General features: G+C 46.5%; 18 protein-coding genes and 1 pseudogene. 11 read left to right on the top strand and 8 right to left on the bottom strand.

All coding sequences use genetic code 11. From position 1 onward, the window contains the following. Window positions 1-1084: 1084 nt before the first annotated feature. On the bottom strand, window positions 1085-3415 hold the full coding sequence (locus tag ECHVI_RS07315) for a M1 family metallopeptidase (protein ID WP_015265323.1): 2331 nt from the start codon (window positions 3413-3415) through the stop codon (window positions 1085-1087). Between the two features lie 71 nt (window positions 3416-3486). Then, a complete protein-coding gene (locus ECHVI_RS07320; protein ID WP_015265324.1) occupies window positions 3487-4068 on the bottom strand; it encodes a HupE/UreJ family protein in 582 nt (193 codons plus the stop codon). A gap of 181 nt (window positions 4069-4249) precedes the next feature. Between ECHVI_RS07320 and ECHVI_RS07325 the strand changes: the two genes are divergently transcribed. Next, window positions 4250-4738, top strand: coding sequence for a DUF6702 family protein (locus ECHVI_RS07325; RefSeq protein ID WP_015265325.1), 489 nt, complete (start codon window positions 4250-4252; stop codon window positions 4736-4738). Between the two features lie 7 nt (window positions 4739-4745). Here ECHVI_RS07325 and ECHVI_RS07330 read toward each other — a convergent pair whose 3' ends face one another. Further along, the gene (locus ECHVI_RS07330) at window positions 4746-6155 is read right to left on the bottom strand and encodes an aldehyde dehydrogenase family protein (RefSeq protein WP_015265326.1); all 1410 of its coding nucleotides are present in this window, start codon (window positions 6153-6155) and stop codon (window positions 4746-4748) included. A 360-nt stretch (window positions 6156-6515) separates the two neighbouring features. Between ECHVI_RS07330 and ECHVI_RS22925 the strand changes: the two genes are divergently transcribed. The 8 genes and pseudogenes from ECHVI_RS22925 to ECHVI_RS07365 all read left to right on the top strand — a co-directional run bounded on the left by ECHVI_RS22925 (window position 6516) and on the right by ECHVI_RS07365 (window position 16127). Further along, complete coding sequence (locus tag ECHVI_RS22925; protein ID WP_015265327.1) at window positions 6516-9014, top strand: DUF7507 domain-containing protein; 2499 nt, start codon at window positions 6516-6518, stop codon at window positions 9012-9014. A gap of 13 nt (window positions 9015-9027) precedes the next feature. Continuing rightward, window positions 9028-10005: a PorP/SprF family type IX secretion system membrane protein gene (locus ECHVI_RS07340; protein WP_015265328.1), complete on the top strand. Its 978-nt coding sequence runs from the start codon at window positions 9028-9030 to the stop codon at window positions 10003-10005. A 2-nt stretch (window positions 10006-10007) separates the two neighbouring features. Beyond that, complete coding sequence (locus ECHVI_RS07345) at window positions 10008-12692, top strand: OmpA family protein (RefSeq protein WP_052331415.1); 2685 nt, start codon at window positions 10008-10010, stop codon at window positions 12690-12692. Between the two features lie 291 nt (window positions 12693-12983). After that, window positions 12984-13067, top strand: a pseudogene (locus ECHVI_RS24300) (helix-turn-helix domain-containing protein); the annotation flags it as partial. A 72-nt stretch (window positions 13068-13139) separates the two neighbouring features. Then, entirely contained in the window at window positions 13140-13508 is a 369-nt protein-coding gene (locus ECHVI_RS22930; protein WP_052331416.1) for a DUF4870 domain-containing protein, read from the top strand. A gap of 68 nt (window positions 13509-13576) precedes the next feature. After that, complete coding sequence (locus ECHVI_RS07355) at window positions 13577-14083, top strand: TspO/MBR family protein (protein WP_245553453.1); 507 nt, start codon at window positions 13577-13579, stop codon at window positions 14081-14083. A gap of 75 nt (window positions 14084-14158) precedes the next feature. Continuing rightward, window positions 14159-14641: an SRPBCC family protein gene (locus ECHVI_RS07360; protein WP_015265331.1), complete on the top strand. Its 483-nt coding sequence runs from the start codon at window positions 14159-14161 to the stop codon at window positions 14639-14641. Window position 14642: 1 nt separating this feature from the next. Further along, on the top strand, window positions 14643-16127 hold the full coding sequence (locus ECHVI_RS07365; RefSeq protein ID WP_015265332.1) for a cryptochrome/photolyase family protein: 1485 nt from the start codon (window positions 14643-14645) through the stop codon (window positions 16125-16127). Window positions 16128-16143: 16 nt separating this feature from the next. Here ECHVI_RS07365 and mnmC2 read toward each other — a convergent pair whose 3' ends face one another. The 5 genes from mnmC2 to ECHVI_RS07390 form a co-directional block, all read right to left on the bottom strand. Next, window positions 16144-16833 carry a tRNA (5-methylaminomethyl-2-thiouridine)(34)-methyltransferase MnmC2 gene (mnmC2, locus tag ECHVI_RS07370; protein WP_015265333.1) on the bottom strand — a complete coding sequence of 230 codons (690 nt, stop codon included), beginning with the start codon at window positions 16831-16833 and terminating at the stop codon, window positions 16144-16146. Between the two features lies 1 nt (window position 16834). After that, the gene (gene ispF / locus ECHVI_RS07375; RefSeq protein WP_015265334.1) at window positions 16835-17320 is read right to left on the bottom strand and encodes a 2-C-methyl-D-erythritol 2,4-cyclodiphosphate synthase; all 486 of its coding nucleotides are present in this window, start codon (window positions 17318-17320) and stop codon (window positions 16835-16837) included. A gap of 66 nt (window positions 17321-17386) precedes the next feature. Continuing rightward, window positions 17387-18628: a M16 family metallopeptidase gene (locus tag ECHVI_RS07380; protein WP_015265335.1), complete on the bottom strand. Its 1242-nt coding sequence runs from the start codon at window positions 18626-18628 to the stop codon at window positions 17387-17389. Window positions 18629-18805: 177 nt separating this feature from the next. Further along, entirely contained in the window at window positions 18806-19003 is a 198-nt protein-coding gene (locus tag ECHVI_RS07385) for a heavy-metal-associated domain-containing protein (protein ID WP_015265336.1), read from the bottom strand. A gap of 102 nt (window positions 19004-19105) precedes the next feature. Further along, window positions 19106-21301, bottom strand: coding sequence for a heavy metal translocating P-type ATPase (locus ECHVI_RS07390; protein WP_015265337.1), 2196 nt, complete (start codon window positions 21299-21301; stop codon window positions 19106-19108). A gap of 211 nt (window positions 21302-21512) precedes the next feature. On the opposite strand from ECHVI_RS07390, the gene bshC reads away from it, so the two are divergent. Further along, a complete protein-coding gene (gene bshC, locus ECHVI_RS07395) occupies window positions 21513-23078 on the top strand; it encodes a bacillithiol biosynthesis cysteine-adding enzyme BshC (protein ID WP_015265338.1) in 1566 nt (521 codons plus the stop codon). Further along, complete coding sequence (locus ECHVI_RS07400) at window positions 23071-23643, top strand: 5-formyltetrahydrofolate cyclo-ligase (protein WP_041738403.1); 573 nt, start codon at window positions 23071-23073, stop codon at window positions 23641-23643. Before bshC ends, ECHVI_RS07400 begins: the two co-directional genes overlap by 8 nt. The last annotated feature ends 21 nt before the right edge of the window (window positions 23644-23664 follow it).

Genomic DNA, 23664 nt, shown 5'->3' on the forward strand with positions numbered 1-23664 from the left:
TGATGGATCAAGCAGAATAGTTAGGGGCATTTTACAACATTTAGTACTAATTTCGTGTAGAGGAGCTATCATCCGTGCGGCTGGCACTCCTTCGGGAGGTTGAGGAGCGCTTAAGTTCCTGCGGATGAATCCGCAGGTTACAAAATTTATCGTGCCGCAGGCACTTTGGTCCGATTTGTACATGGGAAACCGCAGCAGTAGCCTGTGGTGCCGAATGGAGGGATAGGCTGAAAGAATGATTTGTTGATTTGGATCGTACAAGCCGTCGCAGCTATCTGCTCATGCATAACGGTTGGCTTGGTAGAGGTTAAACGCTGAATATGCGCTAGCAACTGAGCATCCTACCTAATCCGCCCTTGGCGGAGGGTCATATAGAAGGTGCAGGTGACAACCTGCACCAAAAATGATTACACACAAAAGGTTAAGTTCCGTAGGAACGGCAGATATAAATGCAAATAGGAACATTTTTTTAAAGGTGTTTGCCCTGTGACAGAAGTCCATCGTTTTAACGGTATGAATTTTTCTTTTATAAGACCATGTCAAAATTTGTCCCCCATAAATATTGCTTGATCCTGTATAATTGCTATTTGCCTAGCCCCGGAGGGGCGATACATCCATAGCCATGGGGGAAGCCCATGGTAAATTAGCCCAACCAACGTTTTCAGTTTTAGCCGCATTTCCCTCCCTATTCCCCACAACTTTCCGCTAAAACCCATTCGAGCGGATGGAGGAAAACCATTGTTTTAACGGTGTAGAATTTTCTATTATAAGAACATGTAAGCATGTATCTCCTCAGAAATATGGTTTAATCCGAAATTGTGCCCTTTTTATTTAACGTCATTTTAAGCCATGGATAAAAAGCGTGAACACAGATGCCATAGCTTATGCATCCAACCTGTGTTTGTCAGTATTCATCTGTGGCCAAATGGAATATGGTTAGTCATCAAAATAGGCTGGCCCCCAACTTTTTCGCTTGATCGAGTTTAAGCCTCTGATCCATCTAATGACAAAAAAAGCCACAGCAACCCGTTAAAATGTTGGGGTGCTGTGGCCTTTTCAATTTACGGAAAAATTCCTGCTGTTATTATTTTTTCTTTTTCGCTTCTTTCATAGGGTTGGTGCCACTAGCGGCGCCACGAGGCCCGTTCTCACGCTTGAAGAGCTCGAAACGAGAAGGGATGTCTCTTCTTGGGAAATAGTTATTTTCTTCATCGATATCGGCCGTTTCTCTATACGGATCCAATACGATGCTTTCAACCTCTTTTTTGGTGGGGAATACCTTGGTCACTTCCGACTCATTCTTTCTCCAAATGTAGGCTGGTATGCGCTGTACTTCGGAAGAACCATCAGTATAGTTAAACTGGATGATCAATGGCATGACCAAACCGCCAATGTTTTTGAACGTCAGTTCATAGTAGTTCAGGCCACTGTTAAAGAGCTCTTTTTCTTTGTCCGTAAGACTTGATACAAATTGATTGTAAGCTTCTTCATCACTAGGCGTGACCGCAAACCTGTCATAGGTGCTGTAGAAGTCTCTTGTGGCAGGATCTTTTTCCAGTACTGTTTCAGGAATGTCCTCTTCGTTTCTGGTCTTGGTCAGGTAGCTTTCATATTTCTCATATTCCTCCGCTTCCGCTTTTTTCTTTTCGGCAGGCGTCCTGTTGTCCAGTTTGTACCATTTTACATCGGCAAGGGAAATGTCCACGGGCTCAGTGCCAAAGAACCAACCTCTCCAGAACCAGTCCAAGTCCACGGCAGAGGCATCTTCCATGGTGCGGAAGAAGTCGGCAGGAGTCGGGTGCTTAAATTTCCATCGCTGTGCATATTGCTTGAAGGCAAAATCAAATAATTCACGCCCCATGACCGTTTCTCTTAGGATATTGAGCGCGGTGGCAGGTTTGGCGTAGGCGTTTGCACCAAACTGAATGATGTTTTCAGAATTGGTCATAATGGGCTCCAAGTATTGCTTTTCACCCTTCATATAATCGACGATCTTGTGTGCGGGACCTCTTCTGGAAGGGTAGTCTCTGTCCCATTCCTGCTCCGCAAGGAACTGCATGAAGGTGTTCAAGCCCTCGTCCATCCAGGTCCACTGGCGCTCGTCGGAATTAACGATCATCGGGAAGAAGTTGTGTCCCACTTCGTGGATGATGACAGAGATCATTCCATTTTTGATGGCCTCCGAATAGGTGCCGTCTTTGTCAGGACGACCGTAGTTAAAGCAGATCATTGGGTATTCCATGCCGTTCGATGCCTCTACGGAAATGGCCGTAGGGTAAGGGTAATCGAATGTTCTGGCCGAATAGGATTTCAAGGTGTGGGCGACCACCCTTGTAGAATATTGTTCGTAAAGGGGATTAGCTTCTTTGGCGTAGTAAGACATGGCCATTACGTTTTTATTGCCTACGTCCACGGCCATGGCGTCCCAGATAAACTTACGAGAAGACGTCCAAGCGAAGTCTCTGACATTTTCTGCTTCAAATACCCATGTTTTCGTTCCTGAGGCTTTTCCCTTTTCCAGCTTTTCTGCTTCATCTTGTGTACGGATGATGACAGGGTCGTCAAAGGTCTCCTTTGCTTGGTTCCACCGGTCCAGCTCTTTGTCGCTCAACACTTCTTCCGGATTTTGGAGCACGCCAGTAGCGCCTACCATGTGGTCAGCCGGTGCCGTGATGCTTACCTTGTAGTTTCCAAAAGTAAGGGCAAATTCACCGCTGCCATAAAATTGCTTGTTTTGCCATCCCTGAAAGTCAGAATACACGGCCATTCGAGGAAACCACTCAGCCATGGTGTACAGGTAATTGCCGTCTTCTTCAAAATACTCATATCCTGGCCTGCCGCCGATGAAGCTGGTCCGGTCATGAATGTTAAAGCTCCATTCCACCGTAAATTCTACTTGCTCTCCGGCAGTAAGGGGCTCGGGCAGGTCCACCCGCATCATGGTTTTATTGATGGCCACGGGGATGTCATTGCCCTGGGCGTCTTTTACACTGTGAATCTTATAGCCTAAGTCCAAGTCGTGCCAAAGGATGGATTCCAATTGACGCATGGACATTTTATCATATATTTTGCTGGTAGATGCTTTGTGGCTGTCTGCATCTTTTGCCCGTTGGTTTTGGTCCAGCTGTATCCATAGGTAGCTGAGGGCATCCGGAGAGTTGTTAATATAAGTGACCGTTTCTGTACCTTTGATGGTCTGGTTCTCGTCATCCAGCGTTACGTTGATGTCGTAGTTTGCTTGCTGCTGCCAGTACAGATGGCCTGGAGCTCCAGAGGCTGTCCTATAGACATTGGGAGAGCGGAGCATATTGCCCAACTGCTCAAAACGTTCGGCGTGGTTTTGCTCACTGTGCTGTGCCACTGCCTGGGAGGAGACGGTCAGGATAGCAGCAAGGATGTGAATAAATCTTTTCATATCTCTTGTTTAAAGTTAGAAAACTGGTCTGTATAGACTATTTGGGTTGATCGATTATTTAGATATTGATTTTACCAATATACTTTGTCCAAAATCATCATGATGGACATGCCCAGCACAATGGCGCTGATGACTAATGCCCATTCTTTCCTATTTGTACCAAATATACCGATCGTAATCGAAGAAATCACGATGAAAATACCTACAATGATAAGTTGCCCCGCCTCTAGGCCGAGGTTGAAAGCCAATAACGGCTCCCAGATAGAGCTTTCACGGCCCAATAATGACCGTAGGTAATTGGAGAAGCCTAGTCCATGGATAAGCCCAAAGAAAAGCGCAAAGGCATAATTTGCCTGAATGCCACTTCCGCTGGATGGGCGAGGCTTCAGAATGTTGAAGAAAGCCGTAACGGCAATGGTCACCGGAATCAGAAATTCAATCAAATTGGCATTGACACTGAAGATTTTCAGGGTCGCCAAGGCCAAGGTGATGGAATGGCCAATGGTAAATGCGGTGACCAGAACAAGTATTTTTTTCCAATCACGCAAAAGATAAATGGCACATAATGCGATGACGAATAAGATGTGATCAAAACCATTAAGGTCAAGGATGTGTTCTAAACCAAGATTGAAATACGCTCGAAACTGACTCATGTAATACTTTATTTGTCCTTTTGCATGTCGAAAATTTAATCGCTAAACGACTTTTCCATACTGCTGGGAAGCCGTGTAGGGTCTGCAAGAAGGGCTTGGGCTTAATATTTAATTTGGGTTTGGAAAAACTGGTTGTAATATTAATGTTAAATTCGCATAAAAAATAACAATCAAAGGGTAAATGTTTTATAATTATATATGCTTAATAATGATAGGATGGATGGCAAATTTCCATCCCTTTTATATCAGTGTCACGGACATCAACTATAATGAAGAGGCCAAAAGCCTGGAAATCGCCCAAAAGATTTTTTGGGATGACCTGGAGGTAGCCTTGGGGAAAGAGGCGGGTGCCTCAGTGGACTTTATGCATCCCGAAGACCCGGAGGAATTGTCTTCCATGATCAAATCCTATTTGCTCAAGCATAATGCGCTTGTCGTTAATGGCAAGAATACCGCATTGGAATACCTGGGATTCGAAGTGGAGGAAGATGCCGCTTGGTTTTACATGGAAGCCAAAGGAGTCAGCAAGCCCGGGAAGGTTGAGGTATCCAATAAAATATTGGTCAGTGATTTCCCTGATCAGCGCAATATGGTGAACTTTTATGTGGATGATGAGCCAAAAACGTTGATTCTATACAAGGATCACGAAAAAGGGCAGCTTAAATTTTAGCGTGTCCTTATCCCTTCATTACCCATTTCATAAAGGCCTTGATGATTCCAGAGGTCTTCAGTCCATAGGGTGGATAAAGCAATTTTGGCAAGGTCTTTCCCGTACGCTGCTTTAGGATGGCCTTTTCATTGCTGAACGCCAAAAACCCAGCGTGGCCATGTGATCGGCCCATGCCGCTGGCGCCAATGCCGCCAAAAGGCAACTCGGAATGGAGAAACTGGATCGCACAGTCATTGATCACGAGCGCTCCACTGCTGGTGTTTTTGCTGAGCTGCTCGATGATCCGGTCATCAGTGGTGAAGGCATAAACGGCAAGTGGTTTGGGCTTCAGCTGAATTAGCTGAATGACATCGTCAAGTTGATGGTACGTGATGATCGGAAGAATGGGGCCAAAAATTTCTTCCTTCATTAGATCCATGGCTTCCGAGACGTTACTGACCACGGTAGGCTCCATGAACTGCTGATCCAGGGAGTTTTTACCGCCAAACTCCACATGCGCCCCTTTGGTTTGGGCGTCTTTGAGCATGTTTTGAAGGCGTACGATGTGTGGTGCATGGATGATTCTTCCGTAATCGGGATTACGGTCAAAGCCTTTGCCATTGGCATTGTACATCCGGTTTACCTGGGCTTTTAAAGTTTCAATAAAGTCTTGCTTTTGGGATTCATGGACGAAAAGGTAGTCTGGGGCGATACAGGTCTGTCCACTATTGATGAATTTGCCAATGGCGATTTTTTTAGCGGCATCTTCCAGGTCAAAGCCCTGGTCAATGATGGCTGGAGACTTTCCGCCTAGCTCCAAGGTGACACTGGTAAGATTTTTAGCGGCAGCTTTCATGACGATTTTCCCCACCTCAGTACTTCCTGTAAAGAAGATATGGTCAAATGGCTGCTCGAGGAGTTCGCTGGTAACTGGTACTCCTCCTTCAAAAATGGTTACATCTTCCACAGCAAACAATTCAGTGACCATCCTCCTGAGCAATGCTGAAGTGTGTGGGCTGTGCTCGGAGGGCTTTAAGCATGCGCTACACCCTGCGGCAATAGCGGATACCAAGGGGGCTACTGAAAGGTTGAATGGATAATTCCATGGAGAAATGATCAATACGGCCCCTTTGGGTTCTGCTTGAAGATATGCCTGGGTGCCCAGCATATGAATGGGTTGGCCTACCTTGGTGGGGGCGGTCCATTTGGGCAATTGCTTCAAGGCTGCATTGATTTCCATCACTACAAAGCTGGTCTCCGTGACCGCTACTTCGGCAGCCGGTTTACGAAGGTCTGCGTAAAGCGCTTTTTCGATTTCCTTTTGATTGGATTTGATCCACTCTTTTAACTGCTCCAGTTTTTTGATCCTACTGGACAGTGTTGACTGTTGGTTTTTTAGTGCCTTTTGCTTTTGGGCTTGAACGGTCTCTTGAATCATGGGGTGAATTTATGGGTTGAATATCAGAACTATAAGCACTTCAATACAAGATATAAAATAAAGTCTAAACAGATAATATCCTCAAGGATCATTATTGAATAGTGCAACTATTTGATTTTTTAGTAACATTTTAAAATATTATTAAACGATTTTTGTGTATACAAAAATGTAATTCAATTAAAAATAAACGCAGTTTGTTTTGGTGAAAGATACAATAAAGTGCATATTTACATTAAATATATGTATTTGAAACGCAATAATTTGCTTACGTGTGTTTTGAAGCATGTATGATTGGAGGGTCCTCTTTTACTACATTTTTGAACCTGACAATTAAAAGAACTACGCTAAACTCTACTTACTATGAAAGCACTTTTATACAGCTTTTTGTTTTGGGCTGCATGTTGTTTTGTCCATGCTGCCCATGGATTTGACCATGAATTTAATGCATTATCCGGAAAGCCCACTGTAGATGATGTTCACCTGCTGTTGGAAAAGACAGGACAGTATATGGACAGCAACGAAGATGGGGAATTTAGTGCCGGAGATACGGTTTTTTATTCCTTTGTGGTCAAAAATGTATGTTCGGGTACGATATCGGATATTATGGTGAAAGATCCGGCAGCGACCCTTCAAGGAACTCCCATTACATTGGCTCCTGGAGAAGAAGACCATTCCACCTTTTCAGCTTTTTATGTACTTACGCAGCAAGATGTAGATGCTGGAGTGTTTAAAAACACGGCCACCGTTTCCGGTCAGCTGCCTTCTGGGGAGGTGGTATCGGCCGAGGATGAGGATATTCAGGACATTTACGTAAAGGGCTCCATCAAACTGGAAAAAACAGGCACTTATGAAGATACGAATGGTGATGGACAACCCAGTGTAGGCGATCATGTCCATTATCATTTTACAGTCAAAAACAGTTGCCATGCCACCCTTTATGAAGTGGTGGTGCTGGATGCGTTGGTGGAGATCAGTGGAGGCCCCATTACGTTAGCGCCTGGTGAAAAAGACAAAACTACCTTTTCGGGGAGTTATGCCCTTACCCAAGCGGATATCGATGCGGGGACCTTGGTGAATACGGCCACGGCCATTGGCAGGAACGCGCATGGGGAGTCCGTCAAAGATTCAGATGAGGATGTTCAGGACATTTATGTAAAGGGCTCCATCAAACTGGAAAAAACAGGCACTTACGTGGACACCAATGAAGATGGTTTGCCCAATGTCGGCGACCATGTCCGGTATACCTTTGTCGTAAAGAACAGCTGTCACGTGACCCTGACCGATGTTGTCGTGACGGATCCACTGGTGGAGGTGACAGGTGGGCCGATTACCTTGGTACCAGGCGAAAAAGACAAGACGACCTTTTCGGCAGTTTATGCCTTGACGCAAGGGGATATCGATGCGGGAATGCTTATAAATGAAGCGGTGGCCAAAGGGATTAATCCGCACGGAGAAGCTATTGTCGATAAAGATGATGACAAACAGGTTTTTGAGGTCAGTGGAGCGATCAAGCTAAAGAAGACCGGAGAATATCACGATACCAATGGCGATGGATTTGCCAGTCCGGGGGACGAAATTCGCTATACCTTCGAGGTCAAAAACAGTTGTCATGTAACGCTGAGAAATGTCCATATTTTGGATACGCTGGTGGAGGTTACCGGAGGCCCCATCACCTTGGCTCCCGGCCAAAAGGATAAAACTACATTTAAAGCCACCTATACCCTTACCCAAGCGGATATTGATCAAGGGAAAGTAACCAACAAAGCCACGGCAGTAGGGGAAAATCCTAAAGGAGAACCCATTACCGACTGTGACACCCACACGGTCATCCTTCAAGGTCTTGGCCAGCCCATTGGGTTTGATTTGACCAAAGAGGTGGACATCACCCGGGCGGTGTTAGGCCAGCAGTTGACTTACACCATTTCTCTTACCAATACCAGTCCGGTGGAGGTGAAGGATATCCGACTTTTGGATCCGTTGCCAGAAGAGTTGACGTATGTATCGTCCACGTTGCCGCGAGGGGCAGATGGTGGCTGGGAGATTGCGGCCATGGCTCCCGGTGAGCAGTTGGTTGTGGAATTGTCAGTGATGGCGACCCAAGTGGGCGAAGTGGTCAATATCGTGGAGCTTACCGCGGATGATTACCAGACCCAGGCGGAAGCTGAGGCGGTGGTGATCAGGGAGTGCAACGTGGACTTGGCCATCAGCAAAACCTCACATGGCGCAAAGATCTACCAAGGGGATGAATTCTCCTACACCCTTACCGTCCAAAATAACGGTGAAGATACTGCCACTGATGTGGTGATCACGGATGTCCTACCTGATTTGGTTAGCTACGTTAGCAGTGCGTATGTGCCCTCGTCAGAGGATATCGTGCCTCAGCTCCAGCAAGAGGGTAGTACATTGCGATGGGAAATTGCTCACTTTCCCCCGGGGGAAAGTGTAGAAATTGCCCTTACCGTTAAGGCAAATGGATTGGGGGAATTGCTGAACGAGGCGCTGGTGGAGAGTCCCCATGAAGAGGAAAACCCAGATGACAATGCCGATAAAGATTGGAACACCATTGTCGAATTTTTTATCCCCAATGTATTTACGCCAGGCACCAAGGACAATATCAACGATTCCTTTGTGATCAGGGGATTGCAGCAGTTTCGCCAAAACAATATCGTGATCATGAACCGTTTGGGCGATCATGTTTTTGAAAAGGAAAACTATCAAAATGATTGGGACGCCAAAGGGCTAAATGGCGGAGCTTATTTTTATGTCTTGTCCGTGACCGACACTCAGGGGGCTCATCATGTATTTAAGGGCTGGGTTCAGGTGATTAAAGGCACAACTTCCAACCAAACAGAACGATAAAACGAAATCCATCATGAAGAAGATTTTTATACTAAGTTGTTTCTGCATATTTGCCGGGATATTCTTTTCGGGAAGTGAGGGGCATGCCCAGCAGCTTCCGCAGTTTAGCCAGTACATTTTCAATGGCTTGAATATCAACCCTGCCTATGCCGGCTACAAAGGCGCCCCCTACCTCCAATCGTCCTACCGGAGCCAATGGTCGGGCTTTCCGGGCGCTCCCAAGACCTTTTCCCTATCTGCCGACTTGAGTGCCAATGAGGGGACGATGGGTTTTGGTGCGTCCTTGCTGTCCGACAAGCTGGGGCCTGCCTCTACCTTTTCTGCATTGCTCACGTATGCCTACCGGTTGCAGATGGGATACGATTCGTTTTTGAGTGTTGGGGTAAGTGGAGGAGTGTCCGAATACGCCATTGATGGGACGATGTTCAGTCCCGATGAGTATAATGATCCTGATATTCCAGAAGGGAAGGTAAATACCTTTACCCCAAACTTGAACACGGGGGTGTTTTTTCACACCTCAAGGTTCTATGCAGGGCTTAGCATGTTTAACTTGATTGGTAAAAAAGCCCTCGAAAAGGAGTCCATTTCACTGGCCTACCATGATATGCACTATTACTTCACGGCGGGCGCAATGATTTTTATTTCGGATGATGTGCAGTTCAAACCATCGGTGCTTATCAAGGAGGCAAAAGGAAGCCCAACAAATTATGATATCAACGGGATGTTACTGTTGATGGAGCGCTTGTGGCTTGGGGCGTCTTACCGGTCCAATTTGGGCAATGGAAGTGAATCTTTGCAAGAAAACCTCAATAATCGTAATTCAATAGCGGCAATTGTAGAAATCTTTGCAACTAAACAGCTTAGAATAGGCTATTCCTATGATCATAATGTAAATATTTTGAGTAACTTAAGGAACAATTCCCATGAAATTTCGGTGGGGTATTATATTATTCCTAGAGATGTTAGAGTACATAACCCAAGATGGTTTTAAGTATGAACAAGATTTTTAAAGCAGCATTTGTTATCATTTTTGCGTTGCTGGTGTACGAAAAGAGTTATGGCCAGCAAGCACTTTTGCGATATGCGGACAAAGAATATGGGCTATTACATTACCAAGAATCTGCAGAGGCCTATGAGCGGGCATTTGAAAAACGGGGTAAATACCGGGCGGCGAAAGGAGCGGCCTTAAGCCATGAAAAAATGAACGATTACCAGTCCGCTTTTGAGTGGTGGGAGAAGGTGATTGGTTTTGAGGAGTCCGTAACGGAAGATTATGTCCATTTTGCCGCAGCGGCCAATTATGAAGGCAAGCTTGAGGAGGTTTTGGTAGCCTTGGACACTTTGCCCGATCGAGAGGGCTTGGATCCCTTGAACTTAGATTCCCTCCAGTATTGGTACCAATCCAAGACTGATTTGGCATTGGAGCCCATGGAGGGGGTAAACAGTCCTACCGCAGATTTTGGCTTGGTCGAAGATGGAAAGGGCAATCGGTATTTCACCTCTGACAGGGGTGGTTCCGGCAATTCGAAAAAGTCTGCGATCCGTTTTGACTTATCGGGAAAGATGAATGAAGACTTTTATGAGTGGACAGGACGAGATTTCCTAAAGGTTTACAAGGCAGACAGCACTGGAGGCATCAGCAGCATGGAAGTTCCTGTTCCTGACAGCTACCATTTTGCAGATCCCTTCTTTTTGGATGGAGGAAATACGGTCTTTTATACCGTTACGAGAAAGATAAAGCGGCAGAATGGCAAGAAAATCAGGCCGGATAAACGCGTAAATCCAGAGATGGATTATGGCCAGCCCTCGGATTCGTATATTGATTTTTATTCGGAATTATACTTTAGCCATGTGGACGATGAAGGAAAATTCACCGATTATCAGGCTGTCCCTTGGAATGATGCTACAGGGTATTCTATCATTACTCCTTTTGTAGACGAAGAAGCGGGGATGCTATATTTTGCATCGGACATGCCAGGAGGTCTTGGCGGCTATGATATTTATCGAGTGTCTTTTGATGATGATTTTAACTTTGGTACACCAGAGAACCTGGGCGAACCAATCAATAGTCCTGAGGATGAGCGTGATCCTTTCTTGATGGACGATACCTTTTATTTTTCTTCCAATGGTCATTTCGGATTGGGAGGATTTGACCTGTTCAGTGCAGGGTATCGGGGTGGTGCATTTTCCGGGTTGAAAAACCTTGGTGTTCCCTATAATTCACCTCGGGATGATTTTAGCTTTTTATTGGCTGAAGATGGGCAAACCTACCTGTCCAGCAACCGCAGTGGTGGTGCCGGATTGGACGATATTTATACCATGCAGGCAAGGTTAATGCGCTTCTTGGCCAAGGTGGTGGATTGCGATGGCGCATTGATCAGTGATGGCTTTATGGCGGAGATGATCAAGAAGGATGAGCAATCGGCCTTGGAGCTTGATCAGAAGTCAGCAGGTGAGCTCCACGGGGACCTGACGCCTGGTGCTGATTATTCCTTAAAGATCAGCAAGCGTGGCTATTTCCCTGTGCACGATGATTTGATCAAGGCTGAGGCCGAAAATGGTCTTGTCGAGCGATCGTATACCTTGGTTCCCATTCCCTACAGAAGGACCGTTTTTGTGGACTTGGTGTATTACGACTTGGACAAGGCTGTCATTCGGGGTGATGCCATGCCCGTGCTGGACAAGGTGGCTGAGCTGATGGCTTCCCAGTCCTATTTAGACCTACAAGTCCGTTCCCATACAGACTCCAGGGCTTCCAATCAATACAATGAAGAGTTGAGCAGTTCGCGGGCAGATGCTGTAGCGGCCTATTTGGAAGGGAAGGGGATTTCCTCCGAGCGGGTCCATGAAGCTTGGTACGGGGAAGAAGAGCTGATCAATGATTGTGGAGATGGTAAGCCATGCCCAGAGTGGAAGCATCAGCTGAACCGGCGAAGTGAATTGGTGCTGATGGCATTCTCTGAAGAGGGAAAGGCATATGAATTGCCTGCTGATCTTAAAGACCTATGCGAAACGCCCAATTTAGGGGTGATGATGGACGTGCCGATCATTTATTTTGATTTCGATAAACATACCCTGCGGCCGGAAAGCATTTCACAGTTGGACCGTGTGGCCTTGCTGATGCGGGAGCGTCCAACGGTGGAATTGGCCTTGGCGGGACATACCGATATTCGGGGTTCTGAGCAATATAATGAAGGTCTTTCGGAACATCGAGCAGCGGTAGTCCGAGACTATTTGATCAGCTTGGGGATCGAGGAAGACCGCATTAGCTATAAGTGGTATGGTAAAACCCGTCCAGTGCACGACTGTGCTGAGCAGCCCTGTACCGAGGCAGAGCACCAGCTCAACCGTCGAACAGAAATCATGCTGATGCTGGATGGGGTCAATATTAATGATGCTTCCAGCAAGCCTTCCTCCAGCGGGGAAATGTCCTCCTTGCCAAGCGCTTCAGAAGGGATTTACCTTATTTCAGGCGTGTTTAGCACTGAAAAAAATGCCGAGGATCACCTTAAGGAGCTTGAAAAACAAGGATTCGTCGATGGAGCATATTTTTTAAATGCCGAAGATCAGCTGTATTACTGTTATGTGACGACTTTTGAAAGCTATCATGCCGCTTCCAAAGGCTTAGAAGCCTATAAGTCAAAAGGCTTGGCCAATGCTTGGGTGAAGAAGATTTAGGAGAGCGGGTGTTGGTGAAATGTAATATTACGTGGAGGGATCGATTTCGTAAATGAATTCTCAGGTCATCGGGGAAAACGCTTTAAAATTAGCATTTTGCCCATTTAGACGTAGTGATGTCATAAATTAGGCGTCTTTACGACACTATCAACGTCAGGGCATAGCCACTAGTTTTGGGTTAAACAAAAAGCTAAAGCTATGGAAGAAAACAGTATTTCATCAAAGTTAAAAGAATTAAGGTCCAGCAAAGGAATTTCCCAGGAATTGCTTGCATAAGAGGCCGGCATCAGTCTGAGAACAGTCCAGCGGATAGAAAGCGGTCGTTCAAAACCCAATGGCTCTACGTGTCAGCGACTAGCGGAGGCACTAGGGATCAGCCCCGATGCTTTTATCGACCCTCACCTTATCGAAAATACCGATTTTCTGAAAAAATTAAGTTTGTCAGCGATGTCGTTTATTCTTTTTCCTTTACTGGGTATTTTAGTGCCTTCAGTGTTATGGGTACTTTATAAGGATAAAGTCAAGGGAATCGATGAAGTAGCCAGACCGCTAATAAATTTCCAGATTTCTTGGACCATTTTGCTGATATTGCTTCCTTTCTTGATCTTTCCCTTGCTTTTCGGGTTACTGGCGATCTCATTGGGCATGACAGGGATGCCTAGTGATTTGTTTTCTATCGGTTATATTGAAGAGCGGGTAATATGGTTTTTCTTATACGTTTATAATGCAGCGATAATAGTGGTCAATACTTTTAAGATACATGAAGGCAAAGGGCCAAGGTATTTTCCTTCAGTCAAATTTGTGCGATCTACCTGAGGATGTCTTCATCCAAAAGAAAAAAGGGCTGAAACATTTTGCCAGGATGTTGGTTACAAGTAAAAGTTATGATGATGGACACAAAAGGAAAAGCTTCTGGAAAAAAGATCAATTGGCTCCATCTGCTGGGCTTTATGTTTGGGGTGATGGTCATTGGCAGTCTAGCTGGGATTGCCAATGCGGGAAACATCACCACGTGGTACGCCACCTTGGAAAAGCCTCCTTTTAATCCACCCAACAGTCTCTTTGGTCCTGTTTGGACGGTGTTGTATGCTTTGATGGGGGTGGGGATTTACCTCGTCTGGAAATCTCCTGATTCACCACAGCGAAAAAAGGCCATCCAGGTTTTTATCGTCCAATTGGTGCTGAACTTTTGTTGGAGCTTTATCTTCTTTTACTTTCATTTGATCGGCTGGGCGGCCATTGAGATTGTCTTGCTGCTGGGCATGATCATTTGGATGATCCTGATTTTTAGACGGGTTGACAAGCTAGCGGCCTATTTACAATTGCCATATCTCCTCTGGGTCAGCTTTGCGACCTTGCTCAATGTCAGCATTTGGTGGCTCAATAGGTGATCAAAAGTAGCCATGCCCACAAACATTTTGGCCATCGGTGAAGTTGAATGGGAACAAACGCAATAAGACATATCCATGGGGCATTACCAGTTGTTTTCAGAACAAAAGATTCCTGCGAGCTTGGACGAGGTATGGGATTTTATTTCTACTCCCCAAAACCTAAAAGAGATTACTCCAGACCACATGGGGTTTGACATTACCTCCAAGGCTATGCCTGAAAAGATGCACCCCGGCATGATCATCAGCTACAAGGTGAGTCCCATGCTGGGAATCAAAATGACCTGGGTGACGGAAATTACACAGGTGAAGGAAAAGGCTTTTTTTGTGGACGAGCAGCGCATTGGTCCGTATGCGATGTGGCACCATCAGCATCATTTGGAACCGATAGCCGGTGGCGTCTTGATGAAGGATATCGTGACTTATCAACCTCCCATGGGGCCTTTGGGCGACATTGCCAATGCCCTTTTTATCCGAAAGCAGCTGGACACCATCTTTGCGTACAGGTTCAAGGCCGTGGAGGAGAAGTTTGGCAAATTTCCTTCCCATACTTCAGCGTAAGATGGGCAAAACGGTCACCTTGGTTTTTCCCCATCAGCTGTTCAGGGACCATGCTTTGCTGCAAAAGGACATACCGGTCTGGTTCATAGAAGAGGCCTTGTTTTTCAGGCAGTATAAATTCCACCGGGTGAAATTAGCTTTCCATCGTGCTTCTATGAAGGCATATGAGGCGCACCTGCTGCAGCGCGGTTTTGAGGTACGCTATGTGGAGGGAGATGCTGCTGACATTCGGAAGCTGATTCCCGATTTGAAACAACTGGGAGTGGAGAATGTGGCCTGCTTGGATCCGACCGATGACTGGTTGGAAAGCAGGTTGACCAAAGCTTGCCAACAAGCGGGGCTTTCCCTTGACCTCGAGGCCAACCCAGGCTTTTTGAATAATTTGGATGAATTGTCGGAATATTTTGGCGCCAATGCGGCATATCATCAAGCTGATTTTTACATCGAAGCGCGAAAAAAGCGGAATATCCTGATGGATAAAGGAGGGCCAAAGGGAGGCAAGTGGAGCTTTGATGCCGAAAACCGCAAAAAATATCCCAAGAAAAAGCGGCCACCTCGAGTGGAATGCCCCGCCCAAAACAGTTTTGTCAAAGAGGCCAAGGAATACGTGGAGGAACATTTTGCAGACCACCCAGGGGATTTGGCGGAGCCGTTTCCTTATCCGGTGACGTTTGAGGAGGCAGCCAACTGGCTTGAGGCGTTTTTAGTGGAGCGTTTCAGGGAGTTTGGAACGTATGAAGATGCGATCGTGGCGGATGAATCGATTTTACATCACAGTGTGTTGACGCCAATGCTGAATGTGGGATTGCTCACGCCCAAGGAGGTGCTCGACCGAGCCATGGGGTATGCCGAAAACCACAAAGTTCCCTTAAATTCACTGGAGGGGTTTGTCCGACAGGTAATGGGCTGGAGGGAGTTTATCAGGGGAGTTTACATCTGGAAAGGAAGGCAGCAGCGCACACAAAACTTTTGGGGATTCAAACGTCAGATTCCCCCGTCCTTTTGGCATGGGGAAACGGGAGTTGTCCCCGTGGACTTGACCATCCAAAAGACCTTAAAATACGCCTACAATCATCATATTGAGCGGTTGATGGTGCTGGGAAACTTTATGCTGTTATGTGAATTTGACCCGGACGAGGTTTATCGCTGGTTTATGGAAATGTATGTGGACGCATACGATTGGGTGATGGTGCCAAATGTCTATGGCATGAGCCAATTTGCAGACGGGGGCTTGATGGCAACCAAGCCCTATATCAGTGGCAGCAATTACCTTCTAAAGATGGGCGATTTCCCCAAGGGCGATTGGCAGAAGACCTGGGATGCACTCTTTTGGCGCTTTATGCATGTCCACAGGAATTACTTCGAGAACAACCCTCGCATGAAAATGTTACTGGCCACGTTTGATAAAATGGATGCCGGGCGAAGAAAAAGCCTTTTGGAAACAGCCGATAACTACCTGTACAGCGTGGATCAGGTCCGTAAGTAACCGTTTGGCAAGAAGGCTAGTCCAAGGGTTTTACGCCTCTGATCATCTCCTTTTTGCCCGGAGGGCCTGGTAGGGTTTCCACTTTTAGTCCCACTTCGGCAAGGTCCCTTTTTACTTGGCCTTTGGCACAATAGGTGACCAATATCCCTCCTGGATTTATGGCGTCCACCACCTTTTGCAGCAGGTTTTTGGACCATAATTCTGGCTGTTTGCTCGGCGCAAAGGCATCGAAGAACACCACATCGGTAGGATATAGCTGAACTTCCTCCAAGGTGGTTTTGTCCTTTTTCATGTTAAAATACGGAGTGATTGGGCCACCTTGATCCCATGCTGCCTCGTGCAGCTTATCGAAGGCACCTTGGTAGTGGCTAATATCCGTATTGATATTTTTATAGTTAAGCTGGGTGTAGACTTCCTTTTCAATAGGAAACGGCTCAATGGTATGATAGAGCAGGGGCACTTTGTTTTGCTCTGCCCATACCAACGCCAGCCAAGCATTCAGTCCCGTTCCGAAACCGACTTCAAATATGCGAATGGGCTTTTGGTGGGGATGGTGCGTGAACCAATGATCCAGGCCATAAAGAAAAAATACGTGAATGGACTCCCGGTAAGCCCCGTGAAAAGAATGGTACGTCTCATCAAGCTCAGGCACGTAAAGGGAATGGGAACCGTCTTCTGTTTCAATAAGTTTTATCGCTCTTTCCATATCAATCGTTTTTATATATCAGCGCGACACAATACGCCGAAACACCTTCTTGTCTTCCCACAAATCCTAACTTCTCGGTGGTGGTGGCCTTAATGGAAATATCTTCTTCTGCAATGGCCATCACTTCTGCCAAGCAGGTTTTCATGGTATCAATATGTGGATTTACTTTGGGCAATTGAAGGCAAATGGTGGTGTCCAAATTACCAATTTCATAGCCATTTTCACGGATCATTTTGAGGACATCGGCCAAAAGTAGCTTACTGTCGATGCCTTTGTATTCCGGGTCTTGGTCAGAGTAATGGTAACCAATGTCCCTCAGGTTAGCCGCACCCAGCAGGGCATCGCAGATCACATGAATCAGTACATCGGCATCAGAGTGGCCTACAGCCCCTTTACTATGCTCAAGTTTAATCCCCCCCAGCCAAAAATCATAGCCTTCTTTCAGCTGGTGCACATCATAACCAAATCCAATTCTAAATTTATTCATGCAGTGAAGATAATGGATTTTGCCCAAATTGTTTAAAAAAACAATGGTAGCCGCTCAGTCGAGCCGTTAATGCTTGTCGCTTTTGTAGTACAGCACGGATGCATTGGGCTCCTGAATGACTTCGCGGGCCACATCTGAGATTTGGTCTGCACAGATGGCCGTCTTACGGTCGTATTCTATTTGGTAAATGTCTGGAGATCCCAGCTGGGTGTAATAGGCAAGGGTCATGGCCCTGTTGATGAGCTGGATGGATTCGTAGGTTTTCATGGCCTCCGCTTGGTTTTTGACCTTGTCCAACGTCTCCTGTGAAATGGTGTTTTCGATAAACTCCTGCACTACTTCATCCAGTAACTTTTCGGCCTCTTCCGCGGTTTTGCCTTTTTCCATGTTGCCGGAAAAAACCATCAGCCCTGGATCCAAGGCACCCAAAATATAACCATGACAGGAAGCAAAGATATCGGTGTTTTTGACCAGCCTTTGTTCCAAAAGTGAAGATCTGCCAAACCCCAGAATATCCGTAATCAAGTCACATTCCAAGTAGCCCTTTTGCATTCTCCCCGGCATATGATAGGCTTTGTACAGGGCGTCAGTAGGGACATCTGCGGAATGGTAAAGGGTTCGTTTATGGGTTTGCTTGGGCTCTTCAGGAATGTCTGCAGGAGAAGTTTTGGCTGCAGGAATGGGGCCAAACCACTTTTTGGCCATTTCCAGGACTTCAGCTTCCTTTACGTCACCAGCGATCACCAAAATCGCGTTGTTTGGGGCATAGTGATACTGGTAAAAAGCCCTGATGTCTTCTTCATCAAACCCTTCGATGTCCTTGATTTCCTTGCCAATGGTCGGCCATTGATAAGGATGTACGTCATAGCACAAGCCCCTCAGTAAATGCATGGCATCACCATAAGGCTGGTTCAGGTAACGCTGCTTAAACTCCTCAATGACGACCTTTCGCTGGGTTTCGACGGTCTTTTTGCCGAGGTTTAGCTGTAACATCCGGTCCGACTCCAGCCAGAAAGCAGTTTCGATATTGGTGGCTGGCAGCGTGATGTAATAATTGGTGATGTCAGTATTGGTGAAGGCATTGCATTCCCCACCAACTCGCTCCAGGGCACTGTCAAACTGGGGGACGTTCTTGGAGCCTCCAAACATCAAGTGCTCGAAATAATGGGCAAGCCCTGTTTTTCCGGGGACTTCGTTGCGAGAACCCACCTTATAAATAATATTAGTAACGGCCATCTTGGTACTGTGATCGGGGTGGATCAGTACCTGAAGGCCGTTGTCCAATACGTAATGCTCGTAGTTGATCATCGATTTGTTTGGCGAATTTTCAAATAATATCTACGACAATAATGGTCTGGTAGACGGGGCTTTGAAAATGCTAGTAAATGAGTTTGAACAAATTGTAAAACAACGGCTAATATAGATCAATTAGCCGTTGACCTTAACAAATCTAAGAAATTCCTTGAACATTAACGCCCAAATGCCCTAAATCGGCTCGCCGTGGTAGCCAGCAGCCTCCAAGGCAGTTTTTACCTCAGTTTCTGTAGCGTCACCCGTCACGGTGAGTGTTTTTTTCGGGTCATTCAGATCGACCTGCCATTTACTGTTTGGGAGGGCATCTAGTTTTGGTGTGACGGTTTCGATGCATCCGCCACATTTGATATTGGTTTTTAACTGAATCATGAATTTGTATGTTTACAGGTTTACAAGTTAACGGTTGAACGGTTTTGCCACATGAACGCTACCCGTTAGGCACAAGCGATTTGTCCTAAAGGGGAGTTCCTCTTATCCATTTTTCAATCGGAGGCTGTTGGTCACCACTGAAACGGAACTCAGGGCCATGGCTGCACCGGCGATCATGGGATTTAGCAGGAAACCAAAGGCGGGGTAAAGGACCCCAGCGGCAATAGGAATCCCGATGGCATTATAGATAAAGGCCCAAAATAGGTTTTGACGAATGGTTTTAACCGTTTTTTGAGTTAGGAGAAGCATCTCGGGGACTTGTCTCAAGTCTCCATGAAGCAGCGTTACCTTGGCCACGTCCATGGCAATATCCGTTCCTTTGCCCATGGCAATGCTGAGGTCAGCTACGGCAAGGGCCTCGCTGTCGTTGATCCCATCTCCGACCATGGCGATTTTATTGCCGTCGGACTGAAGGGCACGGATATAGTGGGCCTTATCAGCGGGAAGCATGCCTGCTTTGAAGGTGGTAATTCCTAGTTCCCGAGCAATGACCGCCGCCGTTTTTTCCTGGTCTCCGGTAAGCATGTGCACCTTCATGCCCATTTCATGGAGTCGGTCAATGGCTATTTTGCTTCCTTCTTTTAGGGGGTCTGTTATGCAGATGACCGCTATAATTTGGTCTTTTTTGGCCAAGTGGATGACGATTTCACCCTTGTCCAGGCTTCTTTCTTCAACTTCCGTCAAGAGGGGATTGGGCTTGAATTTATTTTCCAGTAACCAGCTTTTCTTTCCAATGGCATAGGTAATGCCCTCATAAACGGCCGTAATCCCATTTCCCGTGTGGGACTGAAATTGTTCGATGGGGGCTTTTTGCTGGTCTTTTAGGTGGTTGACGATGGCCATTCCCAAAGGATGTTCACTTTTGGTTTCCATGCTGAGCATGACTTCCAGAGCTGTTTTTTCATTTTTGATATCCGGGCTGAAATGGATGGCCTTTACGGTAGGTTTTCCTGCGGTAAGGGTGCCGGTTTTATCCAGGATAACGGTGTCTACGGATTGGCCCGTTTGTAGGCTTTCGGCATCCTTGATGAGCATGCCCATGGAAGCTCCCTTTCCGATTCCTGCCATGATGGCGGTGGGCGTGGCGAGTCCCAAAGCACAGGGGCAGGCGATCACCAACACCGTAATGAAGGCCAGCATTCCATGGAGCCAAGCGTCTTCAGCTCCACTTAGTCCCCAAACCACCAGGGACAGCAGTGCAATGCCGATGACCACTGGGACAAACACGGAAGTGATCTTGTCCACTAGCCCTTGGACGGGAGCCTTGGAGCCTTGGGCTTCCTTGATCTTTTGGATGATCTGAGCCAAGACGGTTTCGTGGCCGGCTTGTTCGACGGCCATCTCAAAACTCCCCTGCTGGTTTATCGTCCCGGCAAAAACGCTGTCACCAGGCTGTTTCTCGGCAGGAATCGGTTCTCCTGTGAGCATGCTTTCGTCCACAAAGCTATGGCCATCGGTGATTTTTCCATCTAATGGAATTTTTTGGCCTGGTTTTACCCGTATAATATCGCCGGGCAGGACGTCCCCTGTTTTTTTGATGAGCTCTTGGCCTTGGTCGATGACCGTTACTTCATTGGGCTGTAGCCCGATCAGTTTTTTAAGGGCTTCGCTCGTTCCGGCCTTTGCGCCTGATTCCAGCATTCTGCCCAAAAGAATCAGAAATATGATGACTCCTGCAGCTTCGAAATAGACGTGTGGAGTGATGCCCCTTTGGGACAGCCAAGCAGGAAAAAACGTGTTGAAGGTGCTATAAAGGTAGGCTACACCTGTACTGATGGCTACCAAGGTATCCATATTGGCAGTGCCGTGTTTGGCTTGACGAAGGGCATTGGAAAAGAACTGTCTGCCAAAAATAAACAGCACCGGAGTGGTCAACAGCCACATGATCTCATTCGCGTAAGGGATGGTCGGGAGAAACATCCCGATGATGAATACCGGTACCACTAAGATGCCGGCGGCATAGGTGTTTTTTCGCATGTCCTGGTAGGCTTTTCGTTGGAGCGCTTCAGGATCCTCGTCACCGTCCTGTTGGATGATAAGGTCATAGCCGACTTCCTGTACGGCTTGCTGCAGGAGACCGGGTTTGGCTTTTTCATCTAGTTCTAAAAGGGCGGTATGGCTGGCGAAGTTTACCGTGGCTTTTTTTACGCCTTGCTGCTTGTTCAGCGTTTTTTCGACGGTATTGGCGCAGCCCGCACAGGTCATGCCGGTCACGGGCCATTCTATTTTATTGCTCATGCTCATTCATTTCTAAGTGGGTTAGTCAGATCAATAGCTACTGGTACAAAGTTACAAGAGCAGAAGAAGGATGGCTTACATAATTTTTGATCAAATTAAACAGGGGAGTAAACGTTGCCTGTTTTCATGAAAAAATCCCGAACTTTAAAGGGCGCTAATCAGTTTAATCACCTAAAGCCCTTTTTCGGCCCAATAAAAACCTTCAAATTTTATGTTGAAATCTACCGTAGAGCCCGAGTGTACCGGGCAGTTTTCACCATTGTTTATCGATTATATTCGGCAGCAGGAAAAGCTGGTGCCTTTTTACCATGCATACCCGACGTTGGAGAACTTTAAGGCTGTGATCGAAAACAGGCATCTTGAGGTTTCCAAACGCAAGGTGCTTTCACAGGCTTTGAAAGCACAATATGAGGGAGTTGACATAAGTGAATCAGTTGCGGAGAACATCGCTGCGCTGGAGAGTGAAAAGACGTTTACCGTGACCACAGGCCATCAACTCAACCTGTTTACCGGTCCACTGTACTTTATCTATAAGATTGTCTCGACGATTAACCTGGCCAAACAGTTAGGGGAAGCATATCCCCAATATCGGTTTGTGCCGGTGTATTGGATGGCTTCCGAGGATCACGATTTTGAGGAAATCAATTACTTCCGTTACGAAGGAAATAAGTATCGCTGGAATACGCATCAAAAGGGTGCAGTGGGGGATTTTGCACTGGATGCATCCATGGAGGAGTTGTTAAAGGAGGTAAGTTTTGTGCCTGATTTTTTTAAGGAAGCCTATCGGAAGAATACTACCTTGGCAGGGGCTGTACGGGAATATGTGAATCATTTGTTTGGAGAAAAGGGATTGGTGATTGTGGACGGCCATGATCAGCAGCTAAAGGAGCTATTTGTGCCCATTATGAAGGCAGAGCTGCTTGAAGGAAAGGCCAACGATCTGGTAAATGCCCAGACCCAAAAATTGGAAGAGCTGGGGTATAAGAGCCAGATATTTCCGCGTGAAATCAATTTCTTTTACCTTGATAAGGGAGTGCGAAGCCGAATTGTAAAAAATGCTGGAGTGTATGAGGTGCTGGACACCGAAAAGACTTTTACCCCTGAGGAGCTGACGAAGCTGGTGGCAGAGGAACCGACAAGATTCAGCCCGAATGTCGTACTGCGTCCATTGTATCAAGAATGTATTTTACCGAATGTAGCCTATCTGGGTGGGCCTGCGGAAGTAGCCTATTGGCTACAGCTTAAAGGTGTGTTTGATCATTATGACATCGCTTACCCGATGATCATGCCGCGTAACTTTGCGATGATCAAATCAGTAAAGGCACAGCGAAAGGCGTCAGCTTTGGCCTTGTCCGATGAGCAGCTGTTTGTGGATTTTGAAGAGCTCAAGAAGGATTATGTCCAATCTCATGCCCAGTCTGATTTGGATTTGGCGGAGGAAAAGAAAGCATTGGCAGCCGTTTTTGAGCAATTGGGAGTGGACGCTGCGGCGATTGATCCGACGCTGAAGCCTGCAGCAGAAGCTGCAAAAGTAAGGGCGCTAAAGGTTTTGGCTCACTTTGGCAAAAAACTTCGGCAAGGAGAAGAGCGCAACATGGAAGTGGCGCTCAGAAGGCTTAGGGAAGTAAAGGAAATGTTGTTTCCCGGAGGAGCCCCACAAGAGCGAACATGTAATTTTCTGGAATTTTACTTGGCCAATGGGCATTTCATTGAGGAGCTGTATGGTCATTTTGATCCGTTGGATTACCGTTACATTATACTGGTACAGGATGCATGAAAAGGATCGGCTAAGAGCACATTATAAACAAAAGCGGCGGGCATTTGACACCTCCCACAAGGCTAAGCTGGATGCGCAGGTGGCGGCAAAGGTCTTGGCATATTGCCGTGCCCATCAGCGGTTTCAGCATATTCACTTTTTCTTGCCCATTGCCAAACTTTCGGAAATTGATACTTTTCCCATCGTCCGCGAATTACTGGCAGCAGGTAATCATGTGTACACCTCCATCACCGACCATGTCAATGGCGGCATGAAGACCGTAGAGATTTTTAGTAATACCCAGTACGTCAATGATCAATGGGGGATTCCTGTGCCCATTGAGGCGGAGGAAGTCGACGAAAAGTGCATAGAAATCGTTTTTATCCCACTTTTGGTATGCGATTTGAAAGGAAACCGTATTGGATATGGAAAGGGATTTTATGACCAGTTTCTATCTCGTTTATCACCCGAGGTATTTAAGGTGGGACTATCGTACTTTGTCCCGGAAATTTCCATTCCTGCAGAACCGCATGACATTTCATTGGATATTTGTATTTTGCCAAGCGGAATTATCGAATTCAATTAAACCATCTATTATTAACGATTA

This window comes from Echinicola vietnamensis DSM 17526, assembly GCF_000325705.1.
GTDB classification, from domain to species: domain Bacteria; phylum Bacteroidota; class Bacteroidia; order Cytophagales; family Cyclobacteriaceae; genus Echinicola; species Echinicola vietnamensis.